The organism is Sorangium sp. So ce726, from assembly GCF_051521405.1.
Classification (GTDB): domain Bacteria; phylum Myxococcota_A; class Polyangia; order Polyangiales; family Polyangiaceae; genus Sorangium.
The window spans coordinates 999,547-1,020,327 of sequence record NZ_CP150349.1; the positions used below are offsets into that span (position 1 = coordinate 999,547).

Genomic DNA, 20,781 nt, shown 5'->3' on the forward strand with positions numbered 1-20,781 from the left:
CTCGGATGAACACCACCCTCCAGGAACGTGCCAGAGCCGCCGGGCCCGCCGCGAGCCGCCGTCATTTCATCGCCTGGTGCCTCGCGGTTCTCGCCGGCGCCGCGGTGCTCTTCTCCCTGATTCATCGGTACGCCGCCGACTACCCCCTCGCCCTCGACATCACGAAGGGCGCGATCGCGTCCTCCGCCGTGCTAGGCCTCCTCTCCGAGGCGCGCCGCGGACGGCAGGGCCGGCCGATCGCCGAGCGGTGGAAGAAGCGCGCCGCGTTCGGGGTCTCGGCCGTGGCGGTCGTCGCGTACTTCGAAGGCTTTCACTTCGCCTACCCCTCCTTCTACCACCGCTGGGAGCACTATCATTACTACCTCGGGGCCAAGTACTTCCCCGAGATGGCGTACGACGACCTCTACAAGTGCACGGTCATCGCGCAGGACGAGCTCGGGGTCGTCACGTTTACGGACGAGCGCACCGGTCAGCCCGTCACGATCGATATGAGCGCGGAGGTGCGCGCGCCGGACAAGAAGATCCGGAACCTCGGCGTGGACAACCTCTTGATCCCCGTCGGCGGGCTCCTGGAGCACCCCGAGGCCTGCAAGGCGCGCTTCTCTCCCGAGCGCTGGGGGGCCTTCAAGGCGGACGTGCGGTTCTTCCGGACCGCCTCGGAGAAGGGCTACTGGGAGGACATGGCCAAGGACCACGGCTACAACCCGCCGCCGGTCTGGACGATCATGGGGCGCATCCTGGCCGAGCTGCATCCGGCCACGACAGGCTACCTCCAGCTCCTCGCCAGCTTCGATATCGCCTATCTGCTCGGGGTGTTCGCTGCCCTCTACTGGGCCTTCGGGTGGCGCGTCTGCGCGGTGGCGGTGATCTTCTGGGGGTGTCAGTCGCCGGCACCGTTCTTCTGGACGGGCGGCGGCTTCCTCCGGAATGACTGGCTCTTCTTCCTCGTCCTCTCGGCCTGCCTGGTGCGCAAGAGGTACTTCAAGCTCGCCGGCGCGAGCATGGTCTACGCAGGCCTGCTCCGCGTCTTCCCGGGCATCGCCGTCATCGGGTGGCTCACCGTCGCAGGGAGCTACCTCTTCCGGCACAAGCGCATGGCGCGGTCCCACGTGCAGGCGTTGATCGGCGGCGTCCTGGCCGCGGCCGTGCTGATCCCCGCGAGCATCGCGGTCGCTGGCAAGGATTCGTATCAGCAGTTTTACGAGCACACGCTCAAGGTGCACGACCAGACCCCGGTCACGAACCACATGGGTCTGCGGGTCCTCGTCGCCCACAGGTTCGGAACAGGGGTTGAGTCCGGCAGGATGAAGTACACGAAGGACATCACGCTCGCCGATTCATTCGAGGTGTGGAAGCGAATGCGCAGCGAGCGTTATGCGAAGTACCGAGGCGTCGCGTATTCGATCGTCGCCGCGAGCTTCGCGATCTTCGTCTATGTGGCTCGGCGGGTGCGCTCGCTCTGGGTGGGGGAGTGCCTGGCGCAGATCTTCATCATCCTGCTGTCCCAGATCACCTGTTATTACTATGTGTTCATGATCTTGAGCGCCCCGCTCACCCGATTGAGGCGGCATCTCGAGGTCCCCCTCCTCGGCCTGGCGGCGCTCAGCCAAGGCATCTGGAGGTGGAGCTCATGGAACGACGACAGGTACACGGTGCTCACCGTGGCGATGCTCGCGTTCTGCTATTTCCTGCTGTACACGTTCACGAGGAAGGCGGGCCGCGGGGAGGGCGTGTCGCCGACCGTCCGAGAGCTCGGTAGCCGCGGTGTTCAACTGGCTAGGAGGCTCGAGAGCGCACCATCGCGGCTGTCCGCGCGAGCCACTCCACGGGATCTCTCGCGTGGTAGGGGTGCTCCGACGGCTCGATGTTGTCGAGGAATTTGCGGTAGATGACCGCCTGCCGGGCCGCTGCGACGGGCGCGAGCAGCTCGGCGGCGCGCTCGGGGTCGGAGCCCGGGATCGCGGCGCGCCACGCGCGGCTCCAGAAGCTCCGGAGCGGCTCGACGGCGCCGGGCGGTGCCCCGTCGAGGAACGCTGGCTGATCGAGCAGCGGATGCCCGACGCCGCTGTCGCCCCAGTCCAGCAGGACGGCCGACGTCGCGTCGCCTCGGGCGTTGCCGACGTGGAAGTCGCCGTGAACCAGCGTGTCGGGCAGCCCGGCCTCGGCCAGGCGAGCGAAGCGCTCGGGCAGGCCATCGATGAAGCTGTCGAGGGTCGCGCGATCGCCGGCGGACAGCTCGGGCGTCCGAGCCACCACGCCCGCGATGAGCCGGATCAGGGCCGGCGGGCGCCAGTCCGGCAGCCCCAGCGAAAGGAGCTCGTCGACCTGCGGGCTCGCGTCGCGCTGCAGCCCGACCAGCAGCGAGACCAATCTCTCCCGGATCGGCAGCTCGGCCTCGTAGAGATCCCCGCCCGGGATCTCCCGCATCAGGATCCGCCGGCCGTCGTGGCCGAGGAGCGCCGGCACGGGCCCGCCCGCGAGCCGCGCGATCACGGCGCCCTCGTGCCCGAAGAAGGGAGGGACGTGCTTCAGCCAGACCGTCTGGTCGCCAGCACGGAGCCGCCACAGGCTCGACAGGTTCCACGACCGCATCTGCTCGGCGGGCGCCGTCCGTGCGAGGCCCCGATCGCGCAGGACGGCGTCCGCCCACGCCAGGTCGTCTGCAGGCCCGCCCGGCCGCGCCCACGGCTGCCGGAGCGGGTGGTCGTCGAGCGCCCCGCGCCAGGGCTCGACGCCGGGCGGCGGCGCGTCGATCTCCGCCTCCGCGAGGTAGGTGACCGTCCCGCCGTGGGGGGCCGGGAGCTCGGCGGCGAGCATCCGGAGGACCGTCACCTGGAGGCCGAAGCGCTCGCGGGCACCCTTGACGACCGAGCGGGCGTCCTGCCACCACGGCATCGCGACCGGATAGGGCGGCAGCGCGCCCACGAGCTCACCCCTCGCGGTGAGGAGGACCAGTCGAACGACGCGCGGCGGGTGGGGCAGCATCACGCGATGATAGCGAACGGCCGGCGTCGCTCGCGTTCGAGCGCTCCGCCCCGCGGCTCAGACCCGCTCCGCCGCGATGGCGGTCCTGACGGCGCGCTCCAGCGCCTCGCCGTCCTCGGGTGAGAGGGCGCGCATCGCGCCGGGGAACGCCGCCTCGAGGTCCACCAGCACGTCGAGGGCCGCCTCCTCGTCGACCGCAGCCCGGTCGTGGCGCCCCACCTTCGACGCGGCGGACGCGAGGCGCGGGCCGTTCACGAGCCGCTCCCCCCAGCGGATCAGCGTGGCGAGGTCGACCGGACGCTCCGGGTCCCACGGCGCGCTCTCGTCGAAGCGGTCCTCGCGCATCTCGGCGATCTTGCGCTTCAAGGCCATGTAGGCCCCGGCCGGCATGCGGACGTCGGGCTTGGCCACCAGCCCCTCCGCGAGGTTCTCCGGGCCGAGGGGCGGCAGCCCCAGGGCGGACGCGACGCGCGACGGGAAGCGCTCGGGCACGGCGGCGATCTCCGCCTTGCGCCCCCGGGCGAGCAGCGGGGGCATCATGAGGCCCGCCGCGGCGGCGACCTGGGCCGCCTCGCTCCAGGCCAGGAAGGCGTCCTCGCCGCCGTCGACCGCGCGGAGCTCGAAGGGCGCCCACCGCAGGTCGGGCGCGTACCAGACCCCGGTCTGCACCGGGCTCACGCCGCCGGAGGGCACGTCCGGATGCGGGTAGCCGCCGCCGAAGAGCTCGCCGTAGAGGACGAGCCGCGCCGCGCCGACCGCCGCGTACGCCGCGCGGGCGGCGTCCCGGAGCGACGCGCGGAGCAGCTGCCAGCCGAAGAAGGGGTCCTCGTCCCGGAGCCACTCCTTGCGCTTGCCGAAATGGACGCCGGCCGCGTCCACGCCGATCACGAGCTGCGCGCCGTGGATCTTCTCGAGCGCGACCCAGGTCGGGGCGTCGCTCGCGCCGAGGCACGGCATCTTCGGGAAGGGAAGGAACTCCATTGCCGGCGACGATAGCGCCGACGGCGCGGCTTCGAGCGACGATAGCTCCGACGGCGCAGCCGGTCCTCGAACGCCGGGGTACGGGTCAAATTTGGACAGGGAAGCAGGGAGGCAGGGAGAAAAAACTCAGCAAATCTCCCCGTCTCCCCGTCTCCCTGTGATCTTTCTCGGGCAAAGTTGACCACCAGCGACGCCGGAATAGTGCGTTGCATCGTCCGCCGCGGAGGAGCGCGGCGATCCCCGCTCCGCCCGTGCTGCGATCCGCTGGTGCGGCCAGGGCGCGAGGCGCTTGACTTCCGGGAAAGCGTTGGAGTTCCTTAGCTCTCAGGGGGTCACCATGTCCGCTGAACCCAGCCGGGCGCCGCCTGCGCCTTGCTTCCGCCTCCTGCTGATCGAGGACAGCGCCATCGCGGCCTCCGTCGTGCAAAGCCACCTCGAAGCGGTGCCGTGGCAGCGCGCCGAGCTCGCGCACGCGGAGACGCTCGCCGCCGGGCTCACGCGCGTGAACGAGGGGTGGGATGTCGTCCTCCTCGACCTCTCCTTGCCCGATGGCGAGGGCATCGAGGTGGTCGAGCGGGTGCGGGCGGTGGACCCCCATGTGCCCATCGTGGTCCTGACGGGCCACGACGACGTCCGCCTCGCGGAGCGCGCGCTCGGCGCCTCGGTGCAGGACTACCTCGTGAAGCGGGGCCTCGACGCCGACACGTTGTGGCGAGCCATCCGCTATGCGGTCAGCCGCCAGCAGCTCCTGACGCAGCTCGCGCGGGCGATGGCGGAGGCCCGGGAGAACGAGGCCAACCTGCACCAGCTCATCGCCCGGAGCGCCGATGGGGTGATCGTGCTGGATCCCTCCGGGACGGTGCTCTTCGCGAACCCCGCTGCAGAGTCGCTGCTGGGCGACGGGCGCCCCGTCGCCGGGCGGGGCTGTCCGGCGGCGCTCTGCGCCGGCGAGACGAGCCTGGAGATCGGAGGGCAGCAGGTCGTCATCGACGTTCGCTGGGTCGACGTGGACTGGCAGGGGCGCCCCTCGCGCATGGCGCTCCTGCGCGACGTGACCGGGCGGCGCCGGGCCGAGGAGCTGAGGTTGCGGCTCGAGCGCAGCGAGCGGCTCGCCGCGGTCGGCCAGCTGGCGGCGGGCGTGGCCCACGAGATCAACAATCCTCTCGCGTACGTGGTGGCCAACCTCGAGCTGCTCGCCCGCGAGGTGCGGCGGCTGGCCGACAAGGGCGTCGCCACCGAGCCCCTCGCCCAGCCGCTCGCGGACGCCCGCCACGGCGCTGCGCGGGTGGTGGACATCGTCGGGGATCTCGGGGTGTTCGCGCGCGCGGAGGCGAACGAGGCGACCGGGCCGACCGACGTCAACGCGGTGATCGAGAGCGCGCTCAACATCGTGCATTCCCAGATGAAGCACCGCGCGCGGGTCGTGCGCGAGCTCGCCTCGGTGGCTCCCGTGAGCGGCGCGGAGGGGCGCCTGACGCAGGTGTTCGTCAACCTGCTCATCAACGCAGCGCAGTCGATCCGGGAGGGGCGCGTCGCCGACAACGTCGTCGAGGTGCGGACCCGCGATCAGGGCCGGGAGGTGGTCGCGGAGATCGTCGACTCTGGCTGCGGCGTGCCCGAAGAGCACATGCACCGGCTGTTCGAGCCGTTCTTCACCACGAAGCGCGCGGGGGAGGGGACGGGGCTCGGACTCGCGATCTGCCGCAACATCGTCGAGTCGTGCGGCGGTACCATCGGCGTCAGCAGCAAGCCCGGCGTGGGCACCTGCGTCCGCGTCCGGCTGCCCGTCTGGGCGAGCGCGGCGAGCGCCGAGCGCACCCCTCGTCGCGCGCCGCCTGCGGCCGCGCGGGATGATGAGGAGCCGACGCGGCGCGCCCGGATCTTGATCGTGGACGACGAGCCCCTCCTCCTGCGCGCGCTGCGCGGGCTCCTCGAGGCGTCGCACGAGGTCGTCTGCGTGCGCTCGGGCAGAGAGGCCCAGAGGACGCTCCGTCTGGACGCGGACTTCGATGTCGTGCTCTGCGATATCGTGATGCAGGACGGCACCGGGATAGAGCTCCACGAGTGGCTCGAGGCGGAGCTGCCGGCGCTCGTCGACCGGGTGCTGTTCATGACCGGAGGGGGCACGAGCGAGGTGAGCCGGCGGTTCCTCTCGGCCCACGGAGGACGCGTGCTGCCGAAGCCGATCGACCCGGCGGAGCTGCTCCGGCGGATCGAGGCGCTGCTGCAGGTGAGAGCGGCAGAGCCCGAGAGGACTTAGCGGCTCATGTCCCGCCGCAGGCCTCGTACTCCGCCTTGCACGCGTCCGCGCCCGCCTCTTGCACGCACGCCCTGCAGTCCGCCGCGATCCCCTGGCCGGCGCACTCCGTCTCGCACTCTTCGGCGCAGACGCCCGTCGCGCAGACGCAGGCGATGAGCGCGTCTGTCTCGGGATCTTGCAGGGGATCCGTGCTCGGATCGCAGCCTTGCACGCACGCACAGCAGATGCCGTCTCCAGGGCAGCAGCCGTCGCCGCGCCCGAGGGGACAGCCGCAGTCGCCGCCGTCTTGCTCCATGCACGGCCCGTAGCCGCTGCCGTCGGCGAGGCACGTCGCGACGCCCGGCGCGCTGGCGGCGTGACAGGTGCAGGACATGGTCTCGCCAGGGACGCACGATGTCCCGGTCGCCGAGCTGGAGGTCGCCGAGCTGGAGGTCGTCGAGCTGGCGCTCGTCGAGCTGGCGGCCGACCCGCCGCTCCCGGTCGGCTCCGGGTCGGTCGTCGTGGAGCCGCACGCGGTCGCGAGCGCAGCCGTGAACAAGCAGAGGAAAAGGATGTTCCGCATCGGCGCCCCCTATAGCGCGCCGCCCCCGCGGCCGTCGAGGGCCATCACAGCGCGCTCCCGTCGCGCTCCCTCCCCGGCACGGAGCCTCACGCCGCGGCACCCCGTCATCGAAGCTTGTTAGTCAATGCTCTTTACATTACTTCACGAGCGCGTCATGAAGCGGAGCGCCCGGCGGGCGTGTCCTTTGCGCTGGAGTGCGTGGATCCCGGCGAACGAGCGCCGTGCTCGGGCGCCCGGGGGGCGCGGGCGGCCCCTGCGTGAGCGCGCGTGCTTGCCTGACGAGCAGGATGCCCTATGTTCGCGCCTGCTCGCGTCCCCGCCGGGGGGTGCGTCGGCGCCGCGCCGCGTGCGCCGTGCGGGGAACGCGCTGGCTGAACCGTGCGATAGCAAGGAGATGAGAAGATGACGATCTCGATGTATCAGGCCTCGGTCCCGGTGCTCGTCAGGATGCTCGGCAACCTCTCGGCGATCCTCACCAAGGCCGCCGCGTACGCCGAGGCGAAGAAGATCGAGCCTCGCGTCCTGCTCGACGCGCGCCTCGCCCCGGACATGCTCTCGCTCACGCGCCAGGTGCAGATCGCCTCCGACTCGGCCAAGGGCTGTGGAGCGCGGCTGGCGGCCGTGGACCTGCCGAAGTACGAGGACAACGAGGCCAGCTTCGAGGAGCTACAGGCCCGCATCACCAAGACCGTCGCGTTCCTGAACAGCCTCCGGCCCGAGCAGATCGATGGCTCCGAGGACCGCGATATCGCCATCCCGGCGCGCGATCAGACGCTGCAATTCAAGGGCCTTGTTTACCTGCTGAATTTCGTGCTGCCCAACTTCTATTTCCACGTGACGACCGCCTACGCGATCTTGCGCCACAACGGGCTCGAGATCGGCAAGCTAGACTTCCTGGGCGCCCGCTGATCGAACGGCGGGCACCCGCTGCGGATACGGGCCCACCTCGACGTTTTCGGTGCTCGGCGTGCCTGAGCACGCCTGCGCGCCGAAAACGCCGATCTGGGCCCGTCTCCTGTGCGGGTGACCGCCGCTCGTCGTCGCTTCGGGGGCGGCCGTGCACCGGTTCGACACCGAGCTGCCGGCGAGAGGTTCCGCGGGATCGGGGGGGCCCTGACGCCGTGGCTGCGAGGGGCTGACGCCCGCTACCGCACGCGCCTTCGATCGTGCTGATGTGCTGGCAGCGGGCCGAGGCGCGTCGTGTCGACGAGGAGCGAGACGACGAGCGAGAAGAAGCGGCGGCGCGTCTCGAAGCTCGGGCTCAGGTCGGGGAGGAGGGCGCCTATCCGCCTCGCGCCGGTGTCGTGGAGGACGCGCTTGGCCATATCGAGGGGCTCGATGTGGGCGGCGTGGAGGTCGCCCCCGGAGAGCTTTCTGATGAGGCCCACGTACTCGCCCACGAGCGGCGCGACCTCCGCCCGCGCGAGGGCGAGGGCGTCTGCCGAGAGGGAGCTCCCGGTGAAGACGAAGTGGAGGTCTCTGTCGTCGCAACCGGCGACGAGGGTGCAGGGCTCGCGCGAGGGCCAGGGCGGCTCGCCGGAGACGATATCGGTCGTGATCGTGCGCCACTCCTGCCTGCGGAGCGGCGACGCGCTCGACCAGAGGCGCTCTTCAATTCGGATGGCATGGACGGACATAGGGGCTGAGCTCAGTGTAGCGCTCACACCTCAGGTTGTAACGGCTCATGGACGGTCACGAAGAAATTAACAAAACTCCATAATATACGCATTATTCGTACTTCGACCTGGTGCGTGAGCGCCTCGGACCCTCGAACGCCCTGGATAGAATTCCGCAGAGCCGCTGGGCGCGTTGAGCGACCCGCTTGCTGTCATGGCCGCCTCTGCGCTGCGTGCAAACCCGCACCGGAGGTGTGGATGGACGAGAGCAGGCGCATCTGACCCGACCGGGTGGTGCGTCGGCAAAGAGTCGCCGGCCCAAGTACCCACCCTGCACGTTTGCCACGATGGAGCAGGCACGCCGCTGGGGCGAGCGCCTCCTTGCTCTCACCCATCATCCGTACGAGGCTACAGCACTCACGGCGACCTGACGAATTATCGGACACCAATGTTGACGCGCTCCGTCGTCCGCTGCGAGCCGACATTAGACCGCTCTGCGATTAGGATTGCCAGCGCGCACTGAAGAGCGCGAGCACAGTCGGGCGCTCAACATGCCGCCAATCTTTATGGCGCGTAGGCGATATTTGTGACGGCTTGTGAGAATGTGTTCAACGCGTATCACGTGCTCAGCTTCACCGTCAACGGTCGCCGATGGCTCGAGGATGCGGGGAGCAAAGTACTTATGGCCCTCGATGGAATCCCAACTAGTGATCGCCTTTCGTGCATACCGCCAGAGCATTGTAGCCGAAACGTAGTTCAGCCCTGCTTGGCACAGCGGAAGCCCTTCGTGTTAACCGACGCAGTGAGGGAAACCTTCCAGGTGAGCAGGGCACTTGTCGTTAGCGAACGGCTTTTCGACGACGCCTACGATGGTATCTTTGGGTGACCGCGGTATTGTGTGGTAGAGTTGGTGTCTGGCTAACGTGTAATTGATCTGCGGGCAGGCGAAGCCCGTTCAATAGACCAAAATTTGATGTCGGGCAGCGCCTCCTTCGTCGTGATGCACGGCGTACTTGCGGGACGGGACCCGCGGTGACATGACGGTACTGAGCTGCCATGAAGAGAGCGCGCTCTGTGTATGTAGCAGTCGCATTTATTGACGTAGAAGTCTAACTAATCGTTTTGGCAAAAAAAGCCGTGTCGGAAGTCGATGGCCTTTGGGCTGCTGTATCCTCTTCATTTCAACGAAGCCGCTGGGGTGGGTGGCGCACTCCACGTAGTTCCTCTCCACGGCGTCTCTACCTGGTCCGCGAAGCAAAGTGGTGAACTGGTCGCAGAGGCGATCCAGCGTAACCGCCGAAACTTCGTTCGGTGTGCTCTTCGCATCGGATCGGCCGCCTTTGCACGACCACAGACTCACGAGTACTGTGAGCGCCAAGGCAGCCGTGGAATCTAAGCCAAGGTCCACGTGTTCTGAGAGCAGCCGATCAATGAATACGTCGTAGAAGGCCCTCGGAAGCTGTTGCCGATGAAATACGTCCAAGGCGATGATCGATAGGTATCCGGCGGCGTCCGACGAGATTGCCACGGTTATCGCGAGCTCGTTCGGTACTCTGCACAATGTGGCGGAATCTCGGGGGATCTCGGGTAGTCGAACAATGTACTCAGCAGCTAGGTATTCCTGGAGAGACTTGTGGGCAAACTCGAATTGTTCATACCCGATACGTAGGAATAGGCCCGTGTGACCCTCTATCTCCGAAACGACATAATTTACATCGTTTGATGGTAGTCCGAACCACGGGTGAATGATACGGTAGGCGCGCGTGAGGGTCTCGGTGTTGAATGTGCTTGTTCCGAACGTTGTTGTTAGCACGAACGCTAGCGCAGCCAGGAATTCGAATTTGCGGTCAGGTGTGAAATTTTGGTACACGGAACTGCGCCTTACTGAACGTTGCTCGTCCCATTCCTCCAGTAATAGCCCAACGACCTTCCTGTACACCGCCTTGGGCTTGTCGGGTATACTTCCAGCGCGCTCGTAGATCGCACAAATGTGCGCGAGCGAGAGCGGCCTGATGGTCGTGTCATTAAATGGGCTCGAGGCAACTTGTGCCACGAATTCTTGTGCCTGAGTCGTTCCACCGAGCCATTTTGTTGCGAAGTTGCTGATTTGCTCCGGGGCAAGTGGCGCGATCTCGAACTGATCCATTCTATCAACGCTGAAATTGAAGTCTCCAGTTCTGGAGGTGAGCACTAGCCGCGCCCGAGAAAGATTGAGCGCCAATTCGCGAATTTCTGCGATCGCGGCGTCACGACTTCGCTCCTCGACCAGTTCATCAAACCCGTCTAGGATGACGGTGGCATTCAGAGCATCAAGTAGAGAGGTGACCAATATGCGATAGTAGTCGCGCAGTTCCGGGCGATAGTCATCACGCAGCAGCTTCTCGCCAATGTCGACATGAATCCGAAGGGCTCCCAAGAGCGGCCCGTATAGAACTCCAGCAATGATAGAACTATCCTTTGTCGGCGAATTCAGATCGCGGAATCTTAGGACTAGAGGCAAAGTGAAAGATGGGGCATCCCGAGATTGTCGGATCAGTGTGAGGAACAGTCGCTTTATTGAGGTCGTCTTACCGGCGCCGGGCTGACCGAGTAGGGCGACATGGTTGGTTGTATGTGTCAAAAGCTGCTCGAATGGAATTTTTGATATTATTTCCTCCCGGGTTGCCCGAATTCTGCGTGGATATAGAAAGACGTCCAAGTGGATATAGATATGCTCAAGATCTCTACTTTTTCGGGCGTCTAAGAAGTTGACTTGCTGCGCCCATCTCGCGGTCTTGTCGAGATCCTTCATCAGAGTGCTGCGAACCTCCTGGATTGATGGGCCGAGGTCAAGTGCCCTTTGTCCAAGGAGAGAGGCATAGCGAGCCTGGAGTTGGCGAAGTTGAGCATTCAGGCGCTCCGCTCGCAGCATCAATTCTTTGTGTCCCGCCGAGTCTTCGCGTTTCTGTGCTAGGTCATCATTGAGATTTGTTAGTGCCTTTCGCGCCTCCTTCAACTCAGTATTAAGCTTATGCCGCGCGACCCCGTCCTGCTGGTCCTTCTCCTCGAACAGCTTCACCAAGCGTCCCGCCAAACGGGCAAGGGCCTCCTCTAGAACTGCGTCAAGGTGAGTTGGTTCGGCGATGTCCAATCCTGTTTGTTGGCGGGGTGAGGGAACTTGGGCCAGATCAACGACCTCTCCCGCAACACTTGAAAGGACCTCATCGACCTGGTGTGCTGTCAATGCAGCTAATGGTGTTTTGCATCTCGGGCGTACCTCGATCTTCTCCAGCCACTGGATGCGCTGCCATTGGCATGCCCTGGCAATGATTGGAATTACACGTAATTCGTGGCCGTGACGACGTGCGAGCAACCGTGGGATCTCTTCGCCGGCGACCAGCTTAGAAGATAAAAAGTCCGCAGAAATAATAAGAATCGCAACGGTGGCATCGTCAATGGCGGCTCGGATCGCGTCCTTCCAAGCGTCGCCCGGCGCGATACGCGTCTCGTCCCACAAATCCAGTGGCGCCCGAATCGCCTCTAGATGTGTGACAAGCTGCTGTTTCCAGTCGTTATCCTTGTGGCTGTAGCTGAGGAACACGCTTGGCACGGTAGTGTTTATCGGTCTTCAGATGAGTTGGATGATTTGGGGGCGATATCGCAGCCTGGCGGTCTGCCCAAAGAATAGTCAATTGGTCAATCGAGGCCGCCGGACCATACCTGTCGATTCAGGCGCGCTGGTTGACCTCATGCACAGAAGGTCTCACGGATCGGCGCTGCGCCGCAAGTCCCGAGTGTAGTCCAGCGCCGCAGGGCAGATCCGTCCAACGCCGGCGGCAGCCTTTCCGGGGTGCCGTGGGCGCGGTGGCGCTGCGGTGGACCGCGCCCACGCGGTGGTGGTAGGAGAAGATATGGCGAAGAGGCGTGCAGCATGGATGTGCGCGGCGTGGACGCTCACAGCCGGTGGATGCACCACGCTCGTGGGGCTGGACGACAGCTACCACCTGGTGGACGGAGCGGGCGGTGCGACGGGCGGCCTGTCGTCGGGCGCGGGCGGCGCGGGCGGCGCGGGCGGCGAAGCCGGCGCAGGCGCGGGCGGCGAAGCCGGCGCAGGCGCAGGCGGGGGCGAGGTGGTCGTCCCCACCGACGTCGATCTGATCGACGACATGGAAGACGGCGACAGCGCCATCGATGAGGCGGGTGGCAGGGTCGGCTACTGGTACAGCTTCAATGATGGGACGGGCACGCAGACTCCCCCGGTCTACACGGAAGAGAATCCCGTCGGGTTCATCCCGGAAGAGCTCGCGGAGCCGCGCGGCGAGAGCACGATGGCGATGCACACGTTCGGATCCGGCTTCACCGAGTGGGGCGCCGGGGCCGGCTTCGCGCTGAACGGCCCCGACGGGGGCCTGCTCGCCTACGACGCGTCGGCGTACAGCGGTATCGTGTTCTGGGCCAAGCTCGGCGACGCGGGCGCGGCGACGACCATGAAGGTCAACATCACGGACAAGACCTCGGACCCCGCGGGCGGGATCTGCGATGAATCGGGAGAGGACGTGGCCAATCCGTGCTTCGACGACTGGTCATTCACCGCGCGCCTCGGCACCGAGTGGGCCCCGGTCGTGATCCCCTTCGAGGAGTTCGCGCGCGGCGGCGGGGACGCCGAGCCAACCGCCGAGGCCATCGACCTCACAGGGCTCTTCGCGATCGAGTTCGGGTTCGTGCAAGGCGAGGATTTCGACGTCTACATCGACGACGTCGGCTTCTACAAATGATCGCCCGAGGCCGGGCCCCTCGGCGGCATACCTCTGCGGCTCAGCGGCCGCGGGTGACCTCGATGATGTACGTGATCGATAAGCTGAAGCCGAGCTCCTCGCTCGCGCCCTCGAAGTGCAGGGTGTGCTCGCCCGGCGGCAGCGGATTCAGGAGCAGGTAGATGCCTTCGGTGATCGCCGGCCCTACGGTCATCGCGTCCGCTTCCACGTCGAGGACGTCGAAGATGTTGTCATCCGGCACCGTGTAGCTGAACTCGTCGGATTGAACTCGGTAAATCGAGTCCGCCGGCGGATTCAGCCCAGCGATCTCCACACCGTCGAGCGTCGCGGACGCGAAGTCGAACTGGTCCGTTACCGCCGTCGCACACGCAGGTTTGTCGGTGACGGTGTTGGTTTCTGGATCGTAGAATTCTATACATTGCGGCGGGAGGAAAGCCGGAAGGTTGAAGTCGTCGATCTCGGTGTTCACGATCGGAAAGAACAGCCGGACACCGGGCGGGATCTGGATGCGACGGACGACCTCGTCCTCCGCGGGATCGCAGCTTCCGTCGGGCTGGATGATGCAGTACACCCCCGCGAGAAAGTACACGGGCCTGCTCTGTCCCTCGAGCGCGTGCTCGCCTGTGGCATCGAACAAGGGATTTCTGGTGCCCTCGATGGAGAAGACCCACTGCCACCAACGCGCAGCCAGCTTGCTGTACAGCTCGCCGCGGGCGCCGGGATTCACGACGAGGCCAGGGTTCGGGTTGCCGGGGTGAGAGGACGCCGGGAGCGCTTCCCGGACCTCTCCGAGCGCGGCCATCTCGGCGTCGCCTCCGCAGCCTGCAGCGGCGGAGAGCGAGATCATGATGGCTGAGACACATAAGCCGGCATTCGAAGAGATTGCCATGGGTCCACCTCACTGCGTGTTCCACACCATCTGGCGTCCTCGTTCCCACGGCCTCACGTCGAGAGCGAGCCCATGACGTGGCGGATGCCCTCGTGCGATCGGCCAGGTCGAACAGTGGCCCTCCATCCTCAGGACGCGCAGGGCGAACCTGGAATGCGAGAGCCCTGGAAAGAAGAGTATCATTGGCTTCGGTGAAGGCAAACCATCCGATTGGACGGTTTGTGGCATGCGTGTTGCTGATCTCTTGCTCAGTAGAGGGCGGGTACTGCCAGCAATGCTCCAAGGCATCATGCGCCGTGCCTGCGACGTTCCGCTTCATGCGCGCTGCCGGACGGATGCGTCTTGCACCGGTTCGGTCCGAGGAGCAGCGTGGCTCCGGCGGCGCTCGCCGCGCGCGGCCGAGCCGATCGCCGATCCAGGGGCTCAGCCGCCGCGCCGCTGGCGCGGGCGCTCAGCGAAATGCGTCGAGGTGATCCCGGACCCACGCCGCGAAGGGCCGCGGCGGGCGGCCGAGGACCGTGGCGACGTCGTCCGTCGGCGCCGACGCGCGCCCGTCGCGCAGGAACGTGAGGCCCTGGTGGACCGCCGCGACGAACGCTTCCGGGGCGCCGGCCGCCCGCATCTTCGCCGTCGCGTGCTCGACGGTGACGTCCTCGGCGGCGATCGGGCGCCCGAGCGCCTCGGCGAGGATCGCGATCTGCTCGTATGCGTCGAGGCCGGTGGGCCCGGTGAGCGTATACGCCCGCCCGTCGTGATCGTTTGACGTGAGCGCCCGGGCGGCGACGGCCGCGACGTCGCGCGGGTCGACGACCGCGTGCTTCCCTGTGCTGGTCGAGACCTCGATCGGGGCGCCGGCGCGCACGTTGGCGGCCCATGCGAGCACGTTCGAGTGGAATCCCGCCGGCCGGAGCAGCGTGAAGCGGCGCCCCGTCGCGATCACCGCTTCTTCTCCGGCCCGATGCCAGCCAGACGCGATGAGGTCCTCTTGCTCGGCGCCGTAAGCCGAGAGCTTGACGATCTGCTCGACCCGCGAGCCCATCACCGCCGCGGCCATCGCGCGGTCGTGATCGGCCACCGTCGGCCCCGGCGCGGTGAGCAAGAAGACGCGGTCAACGCCTTCGAGCGAGCGCCCGAGCGACGGCGCATCCGTGAAGTCTCCGCAGGCCACGTCGACGTCGCTCCCCCAGAGCGCACGCGCGCGGGCGGGATCGCGGGTGAGCACCCGAACGTCTGTCCGGGCCGCGAGGAGCTGTGGGATCAACGCGCGACCGATGGTGCCTGTCGCACCAGCAACAAGGATCATGAACACCTCCGTTTCGAGAGCGAAGCCTGCTGTCTCGGCGAAGCCGGCTCTTGGAGATTCCGGCATGACGTACGAGCTCCACGGCGCGCGACGGCCGAGGCGGCGGAGGCCGCGCGCGCTACACTGCCGTCGTGCTTGCGCCCTTGCTCCCGCCCTCCCGCTCGGACAGCCGTGACCTCTCGCCGCGCGCGCCGCTCCGTTCCTGGGTCTCCGACGTCCACGTGATGAGCGCCGTCCCCTCGCCGCCCGCGGGGTGGACGCGGCTGCCGAGCGGGACCACGTCGCTCGTCGCGTGCTGGACTGGCGGCGAGCCGGTCGTGGCCGCGGTGGGGCCGCTTCAGCGCGCCACGTTCAAGCCTTCGGGCGCGGTGCCTCTCTATGCTCGCGTCTCGTTCCACCCCGGGGGCGCGCGGCCCGCGCTCGGCGTCGCCGCTCACGAGCTCGTCGATCGCGTCGTCCCGCTCGACGACCTCTGGGGCGCACGCGCGCGCGAGCTTCGCCATGCGCTCGCGCGCGCCGGCGGGGACCCGACCGCGGCGGTGCGCCTGCTCGAGGATGCCCTCTGCCGCGCGTTCGGCGCGACGGACGACGCCCCCGCGCGCCGGGCGCTCCTGCGCCGCGCCGTCGATTGCCTCAATGCCTCCGCCTCACCCGATTCGGACGCCTCCATCCCCGCGCTCGCGCGGCGCCTCCGCGTCGCCGAGCGGACGCTGCGCGCGCTCTTCCACGAGGAGATCGGCATCTCGCCGAAGCGCTACGCGCGCATCGCGCGTATCCGTCGCGCCGCCGAGCGCCTCGCCACGACGAGCCTCGCGCGGCTCGCGCTGGAGACCGGCTTCTACGACCAGGCCCACCTCACGGCCGAGTTCAGGTCGCTGCTCGGGGTGACGCCGCGGGCCTACCTCGCGGGCGTGCGCCCGTCCGCGAGGCCCGAGTGCGGCGGCGCGACAGCGCGCGGGTGACCTCAGCGCCGGCAGGCGCGCTTCTTTTCGCAAGCGCAGCGCATCCCGGCGCCGCGGATACTGGTCAAATTGGGGCAGGGAGGCAGGGAGAAAAAACTTAGTAAATCTCCCTGTCTCCCCGTCTCCCTGTGATCTTTCTCGGGCAACGTTGACCACCACCGGGTCGCGCGCCCCCGGGATCATTCGAGGAGGTTGTCCCGCACCGGCATCCCCTTGCGGTGTTCTTCCTTGTCCACGTGCGGTGCGCGGGGCTTCACGCCGGCGTCGGGCTTGCCGCTCGGGACCATCATCGCCCCGCCGGCGCCGGCGTCCGCGGGGGCGCCGGCGTCGCGGACCAGGATGGCCTCGCCGGCCTCCGCATCCGCAGGCGCCGTGGCATCCATCGCATCGCCGGCGTCGGAGGCGCCCTCGTTCACGGAGCCGCCGGTCGGGGCGGGCGCGCGCTGGTCGCTGCTCCCGCCGGCCGCGCCCCGCCGGTCAGGGCCGGTCCGCGCGTCGGGGCCGCTCGGTGACGCGCCTGGGTCGCTCGCGCCGCCCTTGCAGGCAAGGAACGCCCCGGCGGCCATGGCGATCGCGATCGACGCGCCCGCCTTGAGCCGCCTCTTCAGCCGTCGCAGCCCGACCTTCTTCGGATCAGCGAACATCCGGCGCCTCCGCGCTCTCCGCCGCGATCCGCGGGCGGCGTCTCAGCTGGATGGTCCTCGTGTCCCCGCAGGCAGCCTGCGCCGGCGGCGCCACGACGGGCAACGCTTCGGGGGCCGGGGCGGGATACCGGTTCTCGTCGGCGCCGCGGTACACCCCGAAGATCGAGAGCGCGCTGTTGACGAGCTCGGCGAGCTCGAGCCGGCGCGGCATCACGTCCGTCATGTGGCAGACGAGGTACCAGGCGCGGAACATCGCATAGAAGAAATCGTTGGGCGGGAGCCTGATGAGCCGCCTCACGAGCGGAAGCAGCGCAGGAATGGCGGCCGTGACCGCGAACACCTTGTGCAGGTTCTCGATCTGCCGCTTTTCCTCATCGGACGAGAAGCGCAGCACCGACTCGGTGTAATAGCTGTCATCGATGAGGTCGAAGTCCCCGCTGAAATGGCCGTGCTCGACCGCGTATGCAGCGATGCCCGTCCCCGGATAGGGCGTGCACAAGGTGGCGGCGGCGTAGTCCACGTCGAGCTCGATGTTGAGCTCCAGCGTCGCCAGGTCGTCCTCGAGCGTCCCGCCCGGGATGCCGAGGATGTTGTCGGCGAAGACCACGATCCCCGCGCGCTTGAGGAGGCGGATCCCGTGGACGAGCCGGTCCATCCGGATCTGGCGCCGCAAGACGCCGTTCGCGAGCTCGGGGTTCGCGGTCTCTATGCCGACGTTGACGGTGTAACAGCCAGACCACGCGAGGAGATCCACCATCTCCTCGGTCATCATGTCGGCGCGCAGGTGGCAGTAATAAGGCAGCTTCACCTCACGCCGGTAGAGCTCTCCGAACTGCCTCAGCCACTCGGCGTCGTACACGAAGATGCTCTCGCGAAAGCCGACGAACTGGAGCGGACCTTGCTTCATCACGTGGACGAGCTCGGCCACGACGTTCTGGGGGCTACGGATGCGCACCTTCTTCCAGCTCGAGCCGTAGTGCTCGACCAGCGACGGGTTGAAGCAGTAGCTGCAAGGGAAGGGGCACCCCCGGTTCGTGGTGAACGACTTGAGGGGGCGCCGCCGCAGGCTGTCGTCGTACTCGTAGAGCAAATGCCGCGAAGGGAAGGGGATCGCGTCGAGGTCGCGGCGCAGCTCGCGCGCTGGATTCCTGTAGATTTTCCCCTCCGACTTGACCCAGAGGTCCCGGATACCGCGGTGATCGTCGCCGCGCGCCAGCGCGTCGCACAGCTCGACAGCGGCGTCCTCGCCCTCGCCCTGGCATACCACGTCGAGCCCCGGCGTCTGGATGACCTCCGGGTAATAGGTCGCGTGCGGCCCGCCCATCAGCGACACCGCCTTCGGGTAATGCTGCTTGATGTGGTGATTGAGCCCGAGATAATAGCGATGGAGCCCGGTCGTCGCCCCGAAGGCGATGACGTCCGGCCCGTACCGCCGCACCTCGGCGAGGACATCGTTGCCGCGCGTGCCGATGAACTTGCACTCGTGGCCCGCTTGCTCCAGACAGCCCGCCACGTACAGGGCGCCGAGCGGCTCGGCCCCCTCTATCTCCTTGACGATGAAGAGAACCTTGACCCCCATCGGCCGCACCTCCGCGAGCGTCTGTTGATTCCAACGGCGCCTGGCGCGGCGATGGTGCCACGACCTGATGGCGGAAGGAAGGCGCCTGCTCCTCCAGCGCGACTCCGACGTCCCCACGTCCCCACGTCCCCACGTCCAGCCGTCGAAATCATTGGTAGTTGAAGTATTTGATGTCGGCAGTGATGTGTCGTGAGGTGTCGCGCGCCGCTACCGTCGGGGTTCAAAAACGCGACGATAGTAGATAAAATGGGTGGGTTGGTGGGTCGTTGGGGCACAAAAATGTTCGCGATCGACCTCTGCCGTGAGCCGGACGGGACAGGTTCTGGTACATAATATCAAATCGGCGCTGTTGAGTCGCAGCGTCGGGAACCCGTGCCGGCGCCGATCCATGTGGTCGGCGCTCGCACCAACTCGTGCCTTTCGTCGGGCGCGGCGTGGAGAACACGGTGAACCCCGAGCAACACACGCATCGCTGGCCTCTCGAGCTTTTCGGCTCGCAACTCAGGTACGCTGCGCCGCTCTTGCTCGCGTTCGTCGCGGCTTGCAACGGCCAGATCGGCGGGTCCGGCCAGTCCACGGGGTCTGGCACAGGCCCCGGCGGGGACGATCCTGGGGTCGTCCAGCCCCCGGAAGACGTGCTGGATTCGGCGTTCTGCCAGACGCCGCAGCCCGGTACGGCGCCGCTCCGCCGTCTCAGCAATTACGAGTACGCCAACACGGTGAAGGATCTCTTCTCCGGCGTCCCGGGCGTGGCCTCCACCGTCGACAAGGTGATCGCCACATTTCCGAACGAGTCCGAGTCACTCGGCTTCCGCAACAACGCGAGCTTCTTGTCCGTCGGCTCGCTGGTCGCGCAGAAGTTCCTCGACGCCGCGGAGCAGGTCGCCGCTGTCGCGTCCCGTGCTTCGGGCCTTGTCTCCTGCGATCCGGAGGAGATCGGTGAGCTCGAGTGCGCGCGCGACTTCATCCGCACCTTCGGCGCCAAGGCGTACCGTCGGCCGCTCACAGAAGCCGAGATCCAGAGTTACGAGGAGCGCTTCACCGCAGGATCGGACGGGTACACCTTCGAAGACGGCATCGAGTGGGTCGTCTTCAGCATGCTGCAGTCGCCGAACGTGCTCTATCGCGTCGAGTTCGGCCAGGCGAGCACGGGTGACGTCACCGAGCCCACGCCGTACGAGATGGCCTCGCGGCTCTCGTACCTGGTCTGGCAGTCGCAGCCGGACGAGGAGCTCACGCGGGCGGCGGAGGCGGACGAACTCGGCACGCCAGAGCAGCTCGAAGCCCAGGTGCGGCGCATGCTGGCTGATCCCAAGGCCGAGCGCTTGCTCGAGTACTTCGACCAGTGGCTCGACACCGACATCCTGAGCAGCATGAACCGCGATCCGGAGGTGTATCCGGACCTCTCGCGCAACCTGCCCGACTTGCTGCGAGAGGAGACGCGCGCGTTCGTGCAGGACCTGTTCGCGAGCCCGAGCGGCTCGCTCGACGACCTCTTCGCCGCCGACTACAGCTTCGTGAACGGCGCGCTCGCGCAGCACTACGGCGTGAGCGGGGTGAGCGGCGACGATTTCATCAAGGTCGACATGCCTGGCCGCTCGGGCGTGCTGACCCAGGGCATGATGCTCACGCGCGACAAGGCGACGCGCACGTCGATCGTCCGCCGCGGCCTCAAGGTGCGCACCGATCTCCTGTGCCAGATCGTGCCCGCGCCGCCCAACGACGTGAAGCTCGATCTCGAGGGCCTGGGAGAGGGGCTCTCGCAGCGCGAGCGCCTCGAGCTCCACCGCACCGAGCCGAGCTGCGCGGGGTGCCACGCGCTGATGGATCCCATCGGCGTCGTGTTCGAGTCGTTCGACGCCGTGGGCCGCCCCCGCACCACGGACGAGGCCGGCAGGCCGATCGACACCTCCAGCGCCATCTCGAGCACGCGCGACGTCAACGGCCCTGTGGCGAACGCCGCCGAGCTGGGCCAGCGCCTCGCGCAGAGCGAGGAGGCGCGCGCCTGCTACGTGCTGCAAAACTTCCGCTTCTTCTACGGTCGCGACAAGGCCGACGCCGATCGCTGCTCGATGGCGTCGCTCTCGCTCGCGTTCAAGGACAGCGGCTACAGCCTGTCCGAGCTCGTGGTCGCGCTCACGCAGACCGACGCCTTCCGCTACCGCCCCGTCATCGTCCCGGAGAAACAATGAAACCTCTGAGCCGCCGTACCTTCCTGCGTGGCGCATCCGGAGTTGCGCTCGCGC

The 20,781-nt window shown here is 67.3% G+C and carries 15 protein-coding genes; 6 read left to right on the plus strand and 9 right to left on the minus strand.

What is annotated here, in order from left to right:
* Window positions 1-5: 5 nt before the first annotated feature.
* The gene (locus WME79_RS03710) at window positions 6-1,892 is read left to right on the plus strand and encodes a hypothetical protein (protein WP_437531963.1); all 1,887 of its coding nucleotides are present in this window, start codon (window positions 6-8) and stop codon (window positions 1,890-1,892) included.
* Here the strand turns inward: WME79_RS03710 and WME79_RS03715 are convergent.
* Together WME79_RS03715 and WME79_RS03720 are read right to left on the minus strand one after the other, a co-directional pair.
* Entirely contained in the window at window positions 1,777-2,985 is a 1,209-nt protein-coding gene (locus tag WME79_RS03715) for an aminoglycoside phosphotransferase family protein (protein ID WP_437531966.1), read from the minus strand. The two genes, WME79_RS03710 and WME79_RS03715, sit on opposite strands and share 116 nt — an antisense overlap.
* Window positions 2,986-3,042: 57 nt before the next feature.
* Window positions 3,043-3,966: an RNA ligase family protein gene (locus WME79_RS03720; RefSeq protein WP_437531969.1), complete on the minus strand. Its 924-nt coding sequence runs from the start codon at window positions 3,964-3,966 to the stop codon at window positions 3,043-3,045.
* Between the two features lie 337 nt (window positions 3,967-4,303).
* Here WME79_RS03720 and WME79_RS03725 point away from each other — a divergent pair, with 337 nt between their 5' ends.
* Window positions 4,304-6,226: a response regulator gene (locus tag WME79_RS03725; RefSeq protein ID WP_437531972.1), complete on the plus strand. Its 1,923-nt coding sequence runs from the start codon at window positions 4,304-4,306 to the stop codon at window positions 6,224-6,226.
* A 4-nt stretch (window positions 6,227-6,230) separates the two neighbouring features.
* On the opposite strand, the gene WME79_RS03730 is transcribed toward WME79_RS03725, so the two are convergent.
* Window positions 6,231-6,788, minus strand: a complete 558-nt coding sequence (locus tag WME79_RS03730) for a hypothetical protein (protein ID WP_437531975.1) — start codon at window positions 6,786-6,788, stop codon at window positions 6,231-6,233.
* Between the two features lie 402 nt (window positions 6,789-7,190).
* Between WME79_RS03730 and WME79_RS03735 the strand changes: the two genes are divergently transcribed.
* Window positions 7,191-7,697, plus strand: a complete 507-nt coding sequence (locus WME79_RS03735; RefSeq protein WP_437531978.1) for a DUF1993 domain-containing protein — start codon at window positions 7,191-7,193, stop codon at window positions 7,695-7,697.
* A gap of 236 nt (window positions 7,698-7,933) precedes the next feature.
* Here WME79_RS03735 and WME79_RS03740 read toward each other — a convergent pair whose 3' ends face one another.
* Both WME79_RS03740 and WME79_RS03745 read right to left on the minus strand, forming a co-directional pair.
* Complete coding sequence (locus WME79_RS03740; protein WP_437531981.1) at window positions 7,934-8,425, minus strand: UPF0262 family protein; 492 nt, start codon at window positions 8,423-8,425, stop codon at window positions 7,934-7,936.
* A gap of 1,072 nt (window positions 8,426-9,497) precedes the next feature.
* Entirely contained in the window at window positions 9,498-11,984 is a 2,487-nt protein-coding gene (locus tag WME79_RS03745) for a TIR domain-containing protein (protein ID WP_437531983.1), read from the minus strand.
* Window positions 11,985-12,294: 310 nt separating this feature from the next.
* Here WME79_RS03745 and WME79_RS03750 point away from each other — a divergent pair, with 310 nt between their 5' ends.
* On the plus strand, window positions 12,295-13,158 hold the full coding sequence (locus WME79_RS03750) for a hypothetical protein (RefSeq protein WP_437531985.1): 864 nt from the start codon (window positions 12,295-12,297) through the stop codon (window positions 13,156-13,158).
* Window positions 13,159-13,198: 40 nt separating this feature from the next.
* Here the strand turns inward: WME79_RS03750 and WME79_RS03755 are convergent, their stop codons facing one another.
* Window positions 13,199-14,047 carry a hypothetical protein gene (locus WME79_RS03755; protein WP_437531988.1) on the minus strand — a complete coding sequence of 283 codons (849 nt, stop codon included), beginning with the start codon at window positions 14,045-14,047 and terminating at the stop codon, window positions 13,199-13,201.
* Between the two features lie 451 nt (window positions 14,048-14,498).
* The gene (locus WME79_RS03760) at window positions 14,499-15,350 is read right to left on the minus strand and encodes an NAD(P)H-binding protein (RefSeq protein WP_437531990.1); all 852 of its coding nucleotides are present in this window, start codon (window positions 15,348-15,350) and stop codon (window positions 14,499-14,501) included.
* A gap of 131 nt (window positions 15,351-15,481) precedes the next feature.
* Between WME79_RS03760 and WME79_RS03765 the strand changes: the two genes are divergently transcribed.
* Window positions 15,482-16,312, plus strand: a complete 831-nt coding sequence (locus tag WME79_RS03765; RefSeq protein WP_437531993.1) for a helix-turn-helix domain-containing protein — start codon at window positions 15,482-15,484, stop codon at window positions 16,310-16,312.
* A gap of 179 nt (window positions 16,313-16,491) precedes the next feature.
* Here WME79_RS03765 and WME79_RS03770 read toward each other — a convergent pair whose 3' ends face one another.
* A complete protein-coding gene (locus WME79_RS03770) occupies window positions 16,492-16,956 on the minus strand; it encodes a hypothetical protein (RefSeq protein WP_437531996.1) in 465 nt (154 codons plus the stop codon).
* Window positions 16,946-18,535 carry a B12-binding domain-containing radical SAM protein gene (locus WME79_RS03775; RefSeq protein WP_437531998.1) on the minus strand — a complete coding sequence of 530 codons (1,590 nt, stop codon included), beginning with the start codon at window positions 18,533-18,535 and terminating at the stop codon, window positions 16,946-16,948. The genes WME79_RS03770 and WME79_RS03775 overlap by 11 nt, the downstream gene beginning before the upstream one ends.
* A gap of 446 nt (window positions 18,536-18,981) precedes the next feature.
* Between WME79_RS03775 and WME79_RS03780 the strand changes: the two genes are divergently transcribed.
* Window positions 18,982-20,727, plus strand: coding sequence for a DUF1592 domain-containing protein (locus WME79_RS03780; protein ID WP_437532001.1), 1,746 nt, complete (start codon window positions 18,982-18,984; stop codon window positions 20,725-20,727).
* Window positions 20,728-20,781 lie beyond the last annotated feature (54 nt).

Excerpts from the sequence above, each read along its gene's own strand:
- WME79_RS03710 (WP_437531963.1), top strand. The coding sequence starts at position 6 with ATGAACACCACCCTCCAGGAACGTGCCAGAGCCGCCGGGCCCGCCGCG.
- WME79_RS03715 (WP_437531966.1), bottom strand. The coding sequence starts at position 2,985 with ATGCTGCCCCACCCGCCGCGCGTCGTTCGACTGGTCCTCCTCACCGCG.
- WME79_RS03720 (WP_437531969.1), bottom strand. The coding sequence starts at position 3,966 with ATGGAGTTCCTTCCCTTCCCGAAGATGCCGTGCCTCGGCGCGAGCGAC.
- WME79_RS03725 (WP_437531972.1), top strand. The coding sequence starts at position 4,304 with ATGTCCGCTGAACCCAGCCGGGCGCCGCCTGCGCCTTGCTTCCGCCTC.
- WME79_RS03730 (WP_437531975.1), bottom strand. The coding sequence starts at position 6,788 with ATGCGGAACATCCTTTTCCTCTGCTTGTTCACGGCTGCGCTCGCGACC.
- WME79_RS03735 (WP_437531978.1), top strand. The coding sequence starts at position 7,191 with ATGACGATCTCGATGTATCAGGCCTCGGTCCCGGTGCTCGTCAGGATG.
- WME79_RS03740 (WP_437531981.1), bottom strand. The coding sequence starts at position 8,425 with ATGTCCGTCCATGCCATCCGAATTGAAGAGCGCCTCTGGTCGAGCGCG.
- WME79_RS03750 (WP_437531985.1), top strand. The coding sequence starts at position 12,295 with ATGGCGAAGAGGCGTGCAGCATGGATGTGCGCGGCGTGGACGCTCACA.
- WME79_RS03755 (WP_437531988.1), bottom strand. The coding sequence starts at position 14,047 with ATGGCAATCTCTTCGAATGCCGGCTTATGTGTCTCAGCCATCATGATC.
- WME79_RS03760 (WP_437531990.1), bottom strand. The coding sequence starts at position 15,350 with ATGATCCTTGTTGCTGGTGCGACAGGCACCATCGGTCGCGCGTTGATC.
- WME79_RS03770 (WP_437531996.1), bottom strand. The coding sequence starts at position 16,956 with ATGTTCGCTGATCCGAAGAAGGTCGGGCTGCGACGGCTGAAGAGGCGG.
- WME79_RS03775 (WP_437531998.1), bottom strand. The coding sequence starts at position 18,535 with ATGGGGGTCAAGGTTCTCTTCATCGTCAAGGAGATAGAGGGGGCCGAG.